Raw genomic sequence first — 6,005 nt, forward strand, 5'->3', positions numbered from 1 at the left:
CCTGGTCTGAAGGGGGCTTTGGGGCCGTCTTGGGGGGCGGGGGCTGGGGCCCCGCCCGCGAAACGAGCATCGCTGGCTGATCCCCGGTTGCGCCCTGGGCGGGGCCCTGCTGCTGGTGCTGGCCGACAGCCTGGCGCGGGTGGTGATCCTGCCCCAGGAGGTGCCCGTGGGCATCATGACCGCCCTGTTCGGCGGGCCGTTCTTCATCCATCTCGCGCGCCGGGGAGGCCGCCATGGCCGTTGAGATCGTCTGGCGGCTCGGCCGTTTTTCCCGGCGCCTGGCCCCGGCCACCCTGGGCCGGCTGGCCGTCGCCGCGCTGGTGGCCCTAGCGGCCTTGCTGCTGTGCCTCTGCCTGGGCAAGGTCTGGTTGACGCCCACCCAGGTGCTGGCCGCCTTCGCCGACGACGCGCACGGCGGCCTGGGTTTCATCGTCACCCAGTTGCGCCTGCCGCGGGCGCTGCTGGCGGCTCTGGTCGGCAGCGCCCTGGCGGTGTCCGGCCTGCTGCTGCAGGGCCAGGTGCGCAATCCCCTGGCTTCGCCGGACCTGCTGGGCATCACCAGTGGCGCCAGTGCCGGGGCGGTCTGCTATCTGGCGTTTCTGGCCGCAAGTCTCGGGCCGCATGGTCTGCCGCTGGCCGCGATGCTCGGTGCGGGCCTGGCGGCGCTGCTGGTCTATGGCCTGGCCTGGAATCACGGCGCCTCGCCGTTGCGGCTGGTGCTGGTGGGGGTAGGGGTGTCGGCCATGCTCGCCGCGGCCACGACCTTCCTGCTGGTGTTCAGTCCGCTGACCACCACGCTGTCCGCCTACGTCTGGCTGACCGGCAGCGTCTATGGCGCCAGCTGGCCGGAGGTGCGCGCCCTGGGGCTGTGGTGGCTGGCCCTGTTGCTGCCACTGGCGGTCCTGGCGCGACACGCCGTGCTGGCGCAACTCGACGACGACCTGGCTCGCGGCCTCGGCGTGCCCCTGCAGCGGCAACGCGCGGCCCTGCTGGCGCTGGCCGTGGCCCTGGCCGGGGTGGCCATCGCCTGGGGGGGCGCCATCGCCTTCGTTGGCCTCATCGCGCCCCATATCGCCCGCCGCCTGCTGCCCAGTGGGTTCGCCGGTCAGGCGCTGCTGGCCGCCCTGGTGGGAGCGCTGCTGGTAATGCTCGCCGACCTCCTGGGTCGTACCCTGTTCCTGCCTCTGGATCTGCCGGCCGGCATCTTCGTCGCCGCCCTGGGGGCGCCCTTTTTCCTCTACCTGCTGATCCGGCAACGCCCCTGAAGGAGGCTTCATGGCAACCCTGGCCAGCCGCGGCCTGACCCTCGGCTACGGCACCCAGACCATCATCGAGGCCCTCGACCTCGACCTACCACCGGGTCGCGTCTCGGTCCTCATTGGCAGCAACGGCTCCGGCAAGAGCACCCTGCTCAAGGCCTGCGCCCGGCTGCTGCAACCACGCCAGGGCCAGGTGCTGCTCGATGGCCAGGACATCCACCGGCAGTCCACCGCTGCCCTGGCCCGGCGATTGGCGGTCCTGCCGCAGACCCCGGTGGCGCCCGAGGGCATCAGCGTGCGGCAGCTGGTCAGCCTGGGCCGCTATCCCTACCAGAACTGGATGCGCCAATGGTCGCCAGACGATTCCGCGGCGGTGGACAAGGCGCTGCGCCTCACCGACCTGCTGGCGCTGGCGGAGCGGCCGGTGGACGACCTCTCCGGCGGTCAGCGCCAGCGCGCCTGGATCGCCCTGACCCTGGCCCAGGATACCGATTGCCTGCTGCTGGACGAACCCACCACCTACCTGGACCTGGCGCACCAGATCGAGGTGCTGGACCTGCTGCGCCAGCTGAACCGGGAGGAGGGCAAGACCATCGTCATGGTGCTGCACGACCTCAATCTCGCCTGCCGCTATGCCGATCACCTGGTCGCCGTCCACCAGCGCCGTGCCTTCGCCCAGGGCGCTCCCGCGGCGGTGTTGACGCAAGCCCTGGTGCGCGAGGTGTTCGCCCTGGAATGCCGGATCATCGCCGATCCCTATTTCGGCACGCCGCTGTGCATCCCCTTCGGTCGCGAGGTACCGCCATGTGCCTGAGGCCCACCCTCGACAGTGCCCAACGGGACGAGCTGCGCGCAACCTTCGGCCTGCGCGAAGCCAGAGAGCGCGATGGGCAGCACAGCCAGCCGGTCACCGCCTGGCTGGACGCCGCGCGCTGCGCCGAGTTGCTCGACGATCTGGCGGCGCGCATGCAAGCCCCCACGCGGCGGGTCGCGGCGTCGCTGCTGACCAAACGGCTGGGCTTCCTTACCACCGGGGTGGCCTTCCACGCCCTGTCGGCCTATGACCGGCGCCTGGACCTGACGCCTGGCAATGTCTGGATCGAGGATGGCCACGTCCAGGGGCGCTGGCGATCGGCCCTGCCGTTGAGCGATACCCGGCCGCTGCCTGCCGTGGAAGATCATGCCACTGCCCGGGCGTTGCTGGCCCGCACCCTGTTCGGCGAGCTGCTGCGGCCGCTCTGGGAGACCCTGGCGCAGGTTGGCCGCGTCTCGCCGCGCATCCTCTGGGAGAACGCCGCGGTGCGGCTCTATTCGCTGTACGACCGGCGCCTTGCCGAACTGGACGATCCGGCCATTCGTGCCCGCTGCGCCGAGGACTTCGCCTGGCTGCTGGCGGCCACGCCGGCGGAGCTGGGACTGGAGACCAATCCGCTGGCGCAATTCCGCCGGCCCGCAACGGCGAATACGGTGGGACGTCCCGTCCGCTTCCGGCGCACCTGCTGCTTCTACTACCAGGCCACGGCACCTGCCGAATACTGCTCCAACTGTCCGCTGATCCGCCCCCGGGAGGCCGTATGCCCAGCCACCTGAGCGAGCTGCCGGCCGCGCTGATCGCTGGCTACGCCGAGATTTCCGCCTCGACCCTGGGCCATCTCGGACGTACGGGTTACCTGCCCGAGCTCAAGCCGGCGGTAGCCGGTGCGCGCCTGCTGGGCAGGGTGGTGACAGCACGCATTCCCTTGCCCCACGGCGCCCTGTTGCGCGAGGCGCTGATCGCCAGTCGCCCAGGCGACGTCCTGGTGATCGAAGCCGTCGGCGATCCCCACTGCGCCTGCTGGGGCGAATTGCGCACCCTGGCGGCCCTGGTCAAGGGCTTGGGCGGCGTGGTGGTGAGCGGCGCCATCACCGACGTCCAGGCGCTTCGCCAGCTCGGTCTGCCGGTCTTCCACCGCGGCATCAGCGCCGTCACCACCCAGGGCGGCGAGGCGCTGGGCGAATTGAACGTCGAACTCCAGCTCGGCGAGACGCTCGTCTGCCCCGGTGACCTCGCCTTGGGAGATGACGACGGCCTGTTCATCCTGTCGCCCGCGCGGGCCGCAGCCTTGCTGCCACTGGCCCAGGCCAAGGAAGCCGCGGACCAGGCGCGACGTGCGCAACTGCTGCAGCGGCTCACCGAAGGGCGCTAAGGCTACTATTCCGGCTTGGTGCCGATCTGCTCCCGCAGGAGTTGCAGATAGCGCCGAGCACCCAGGCCCTGGGGGCGGTTCTTGATCCAGATGACGTCGATCCAGCGACGGATCTGGCTGGCCATGTTGTCGAATTGCACCTGTTCGAGCAGTCCGGCGGCGATCAGTGGGCGCACCAGCGGGTGAGGCAGATAGGCCCAGCCCAGCCCGGCCTGCACCAGGTCCAGCGTCGCCAGATAGCTGTCGGTGAGCCAGACCCGCTGCGACAGCACGATCTGCGGATCCGAGGCGTTGCGGTCGCCGCCGGCCACCACGATCTGGCGGGTATCGGCCATCAGCGTTTCGCCCAGAGGTCGACCGGTGCGGGTCGAGGGGTAGTCGGGCGCCGCCACCGCCGTGAGCAACTGGCTGCCGGCCTCGGCGAAACCTTCCTGCTCGTTGATCCCCGGTCGTTCGAAGATCAGCGCCAGGTCGACGCTGCCATCGTGCAGCAGGCGGATCGCCTCGGCGCGTGCCGCCGAGCGGATCTCGATTTCCAGCGCCGGAAATTCCTCGGCCAGGGTCACCAGCGGCCGACTCCAGGCACCGGTCTGCAACTCCGGCGCCATCACCAGCACGAAGCGCCGTTCCAGCCCTGCGTGCAATTGCAGGGCATGGGCGTCGAGCAGATTGAGCTGGCTGGCCACCTGCCGCGCCTGGGGTTCCAGTGCGCGCGCGGCGGGGGTAGGCAAGGCCTTGCGGGTGGCGCGATCGAACAGCACCAGGTCCAGCTCGGCCTCCAGCTGGGAAATCGCCATGTTCACCGCTGACGGCACCCGGCCCAGGACGCGGGCCGCCGCGGAAAAGGAGCCCTCGTCGATCACGGCGAGGAAGACCCGAAGCGTTTCGCTGGTAAAAGCCATGGTTGTCAATTTTGCTGATAACGATCGTCTTTTTGTATCAGCCAGACAGGCTTAGAGTCCAGTCAGACCACAACGGAGACAGTGACATGAGCGAGTCGATGGCGGGCCAGGTGGCCCTGATCAGCGGTGCCGGCAGCGAAGCCGGCATCGGCATGGCGATAGCCCGCCGCCTGGGCGCGGCGGGTGCGCGGTTGCTCGTCACCGCCAGCAGCGCCCGGATCGCGGAGCGGGTGGCGGAATTGCGCGCCGCCGGCTTTACCGCTGAAGGTCAGGCCCTGGATCTCACCAAGGAGGCCGCCGTTGGCGACTTCTGCCAGTGGGCCGAGGCGCGTTGGGGTCGCATCGACATCCTGGTCAACAACGCCGGCATGACCATGCAGGGCAGTCCCGAGCCCCTGGTGGAGGTGGCGCGGATGACCCTGGCCGACTGGAATCTGACCCTGGCGCGCAACCTGACCACGGCCTTCCTGCTGACCCGTGCCGTCTTGCCCGGCATGCAGGCGCGCGGCTATGGCCGCATCGTCCACGTCAGTTCCGCCACCGGCAACCGGGCGGGCATTCCGCAGGCAGCGGCCTACAGCGCGGCCAAGGCGGCCATGGTCGGCATGAACATGAGTCTGGCGCTGGAGGTGGCCGGGCAGGGCATCACGGTCAACGCCGTGGCCCCTGGCTGGATCGAAACCGCCTCCAGCCTGCCGGAAGAATTGCAGGCGGCGACACGGGTCCCCGTGGGTCGCGCCGGCCGTCCCGCCGAGGTCGCCGCGGCGGTGGCCTTCCTGGCCTCGCCCGAGGCGAGCTACATCACCGGGGAATACCTGGTGGTGGACGGCGGCAACAGCCGCATCGAAAACAAGGGGGCCTGACATGCAGCCGGTCGTACTGGTCAGTGGGGTACTGGGTGGCATCGGGGGGGCGGTGCGCGAGCATTTCCTGCAGGCGGGCTGGCAGGTCTTCGGCACCGATCTCGACGGCGCAGCCCTGGCAGCACTGCAGACCGATGGGCGCCTTGCCGGCCAGCACGCCGCCGACCTGCGCCAGGCCCGCGCGAGCCGGGAGGTGGTCGCCCGCGTCCTGGACGGCCTCGGCCGGCTCGACGCCCTGGTCAACTGCGCCGGCGTCTGGCGCGAAGGCCCGGCCGAGACCTTCAGCGAGGAAGACTTCGACCTGGTGCTGGACGTCAATCTCAAGGCCAGCTTCTTTCTCTGCGCCGCGGCCATTCCCGCGCTGCGCGACACCCGCGGCGCCATCGTCAACCTGAGCAGCGATGCCGGCCGCCAGGGCAATCGCAACGCCGCCGTCTACTGCGCCAGCAAGGGCGCGGTGACCCTGATGACCAAGGCCCTGGCGCTGGACCTGGCGCCCAGCGGGGTGCGTTGCAACAGCATCTCGCCCGGCGATGTGGCGACGCCCATGCTGAGCTTTCAGGCCGAGCGCTACGGCGATGGCGATCCCGCCGCCTATCTGCAGGAATTGCTGGAGAAGTATCCGCAAGGCGAGCAGGCGCGCTTCATCCAGCCCGAGGAAGTCGCCGAGCTGGCCTTTTTCCTGTGCCAACCCGCCGCCCGCTCCATTACCGGCGCCGACCTGGCCATCGATTGCGGCGGGGGGGGGGGGGGGGGGCGGGGGCGCGCCGCCCCCCCCCCCCCCCCCCCCCCCCA

7 protein-coding genes and 1 pseudogene are annotated in these 6,005 nt (G+C 70.3%); 7 read left to right on the forward strand and 1 reads right to left on the reverse strand.

The window, feature by feature from the left end; genetic code table 11:
* Window positions 1-64: 64 nt before the first annotated feature.
* The 5 genes and pseudogenes from QMX82_RS25080 to QMX82_RS25100 all read left to right on the forward strand — a co-directional run.
* A pseudogene (locus QMX82_RS25080) lies at window positions 65-244 on the forward strand (iron chelate uptake ABC transporter family permease subunit); the annotation flags it as partial.
* A complete protein-coding gene (locus QMX82_RS25085) occupies window positions 234-1,265 on the forward strand; it encodes a FecCD family ABC transporter permease (protein ID WP_282288610.1) in 1,032 nt (343 codons plus the stop codon). The pseudogene QMX82_RS25080 and the gene QMX82_RS25085, both read left to right, overlap by 11 nt.
* Before the next feature lie 10 nt (window positions 1,266-1,275).
* Window positions 1,276-2,073 carry an ABC transporter ATP-binding protein gene (locus QMX82_RS25090; RefSeq protein WP_282288611.1) on the forward strand — a complete coding sequence of 266 codons (798 nt, stop codon included), beginning with the start codon at window positions 1,276-1,278 and terminating at the stop codon, window positions 2,071-2,073.
* A complete protein-coding gene (locus QMX82_RS25095; RefSeq protein WP_282288612.1) occupies window positions 2,064-2,849 on the forward strand; it encodes an IucA/IucC family C-terminal-domain containing protein in 786 nt (261 codons plus the stop codon). The genes QMX82_RS25090 and QMX82_RS25095 overlap by 10 nt, the downstream gene beginning before the upstream one ends.
* Window positions 2,834-3,445 (forward strand): RraA family protein, encoded by a 612-nt coding sequence (locus tag QMX82_RS25100; RefSeq protein ID WP_208691194.1) that lies wholly within the window; start codon window positions 2,834-2,836, stop codon window positions 3,443-3,445. The genes QMX82_RS25095 and QMX82_RS25100 overlap by 16 nt, the downstream gene beginning before the upstream one ends.
* 5 nt (window positions 3,446-3,450) lie before the next feature.
* Here the strand turns inward: QMX82_RS25100 and QMX82_RS25105 are convergent, their stop codons facing one another.
* Window positions 3,451-4,347, reverse strand: a complete 897-nt coding sequence (locus QMX82_RS25105) for a LysR family transcriptional regulator (RefSeq protein WP_282288615.1) — start codon at window positions 4,345-4,347, stop codon at window positions 3,451-3,453.
* Between the two features lie 86 nt (window positions 4,348-4,433).
* Between QMX82_RS25105 and QMX82_RS25110 the strand changes: the two genes are divergently transcribed.
* Together QMX82_RS25110 and QMX82_RS25115 are read left to right on the forward strand one after the other, a co-directional pair.
* Entirely contained in the window at window positions 4,434-5,210 is a 777-nt protein-coding gene (locus QMX82_RS25110) for an SDR family NAD(P)-dependent oxidoreductase (RefSeq protein WP_282288616.1), read from the forward strand.
* Between the two features lies 1 nt (window position 5,211).
* Window positions 5,212-6,005: SDR family NAD(P)-dependent oxidoreductase (locus tag QMX82_RS25115; RefSeq protein WP_282288618.1), on the forward strand; the 794-nt coding region annotated here is incomplete at its 3' end.

Origin of the sequence: Pseudomonas sp. PS02302 (genome assembly GCF_029959585.1) — a bacterium.
Classification (GTDB): Bacteria; Pseudomonadota; Gammaproteobacteria; order Pseudomonadales; family Pseudomonadaceae; genus Chryseomonas; species Chryseomonas aestiva.

Excerpts from the sequence above, each read along its gene's own strand:
- QMX82_RS25085 (WP_282288610.1), top strand. The coding sequence starts at position 234 with ATGGCCGTTGAGATCGTCTGGCGGCTCGGCCGTTTTTCCCGGCGCCTG.
- QMX82_RS25090 (WP_282288611.1), top strand. The coding sequence starts at position 1,276 with ATGGCAACCCTGGCCAGCCGCGGCCTGACCCTCGGCTACGGCACCCAG.
- QMX82_RS25095 (WP_282288612.1), top strand. The coding sequence starts at position 2,064 with ATGTGCCTGAGGCCCACCCTCGACAGTGCCCAACGGGACGAGCTGCGC.
- QMX82_RS25100 (WP_208691194.1), top strand. The coding sequence starts at position 2,834 with ATGCCCAGCCACCTGAGCGAGCTGCCGGCCGCGCTGATCGCTGGCTAC.
- QMX82_RS25105 (WP_282288615.1), bottom strand. The coding sequence starts at position 4,347 with ATGGCTTTTACCAGCGAAACGCTTCGGGTCTTCCTCGCCGTGATCGAC.
- QMX82_RS25110 (WP_282288616.1), top strand. The coding sequence starts at position 4,434 with ATGAGCGAGTCGATGGCGGGCCAGGTGGCCCTGATCAGCGGTGCCGGC.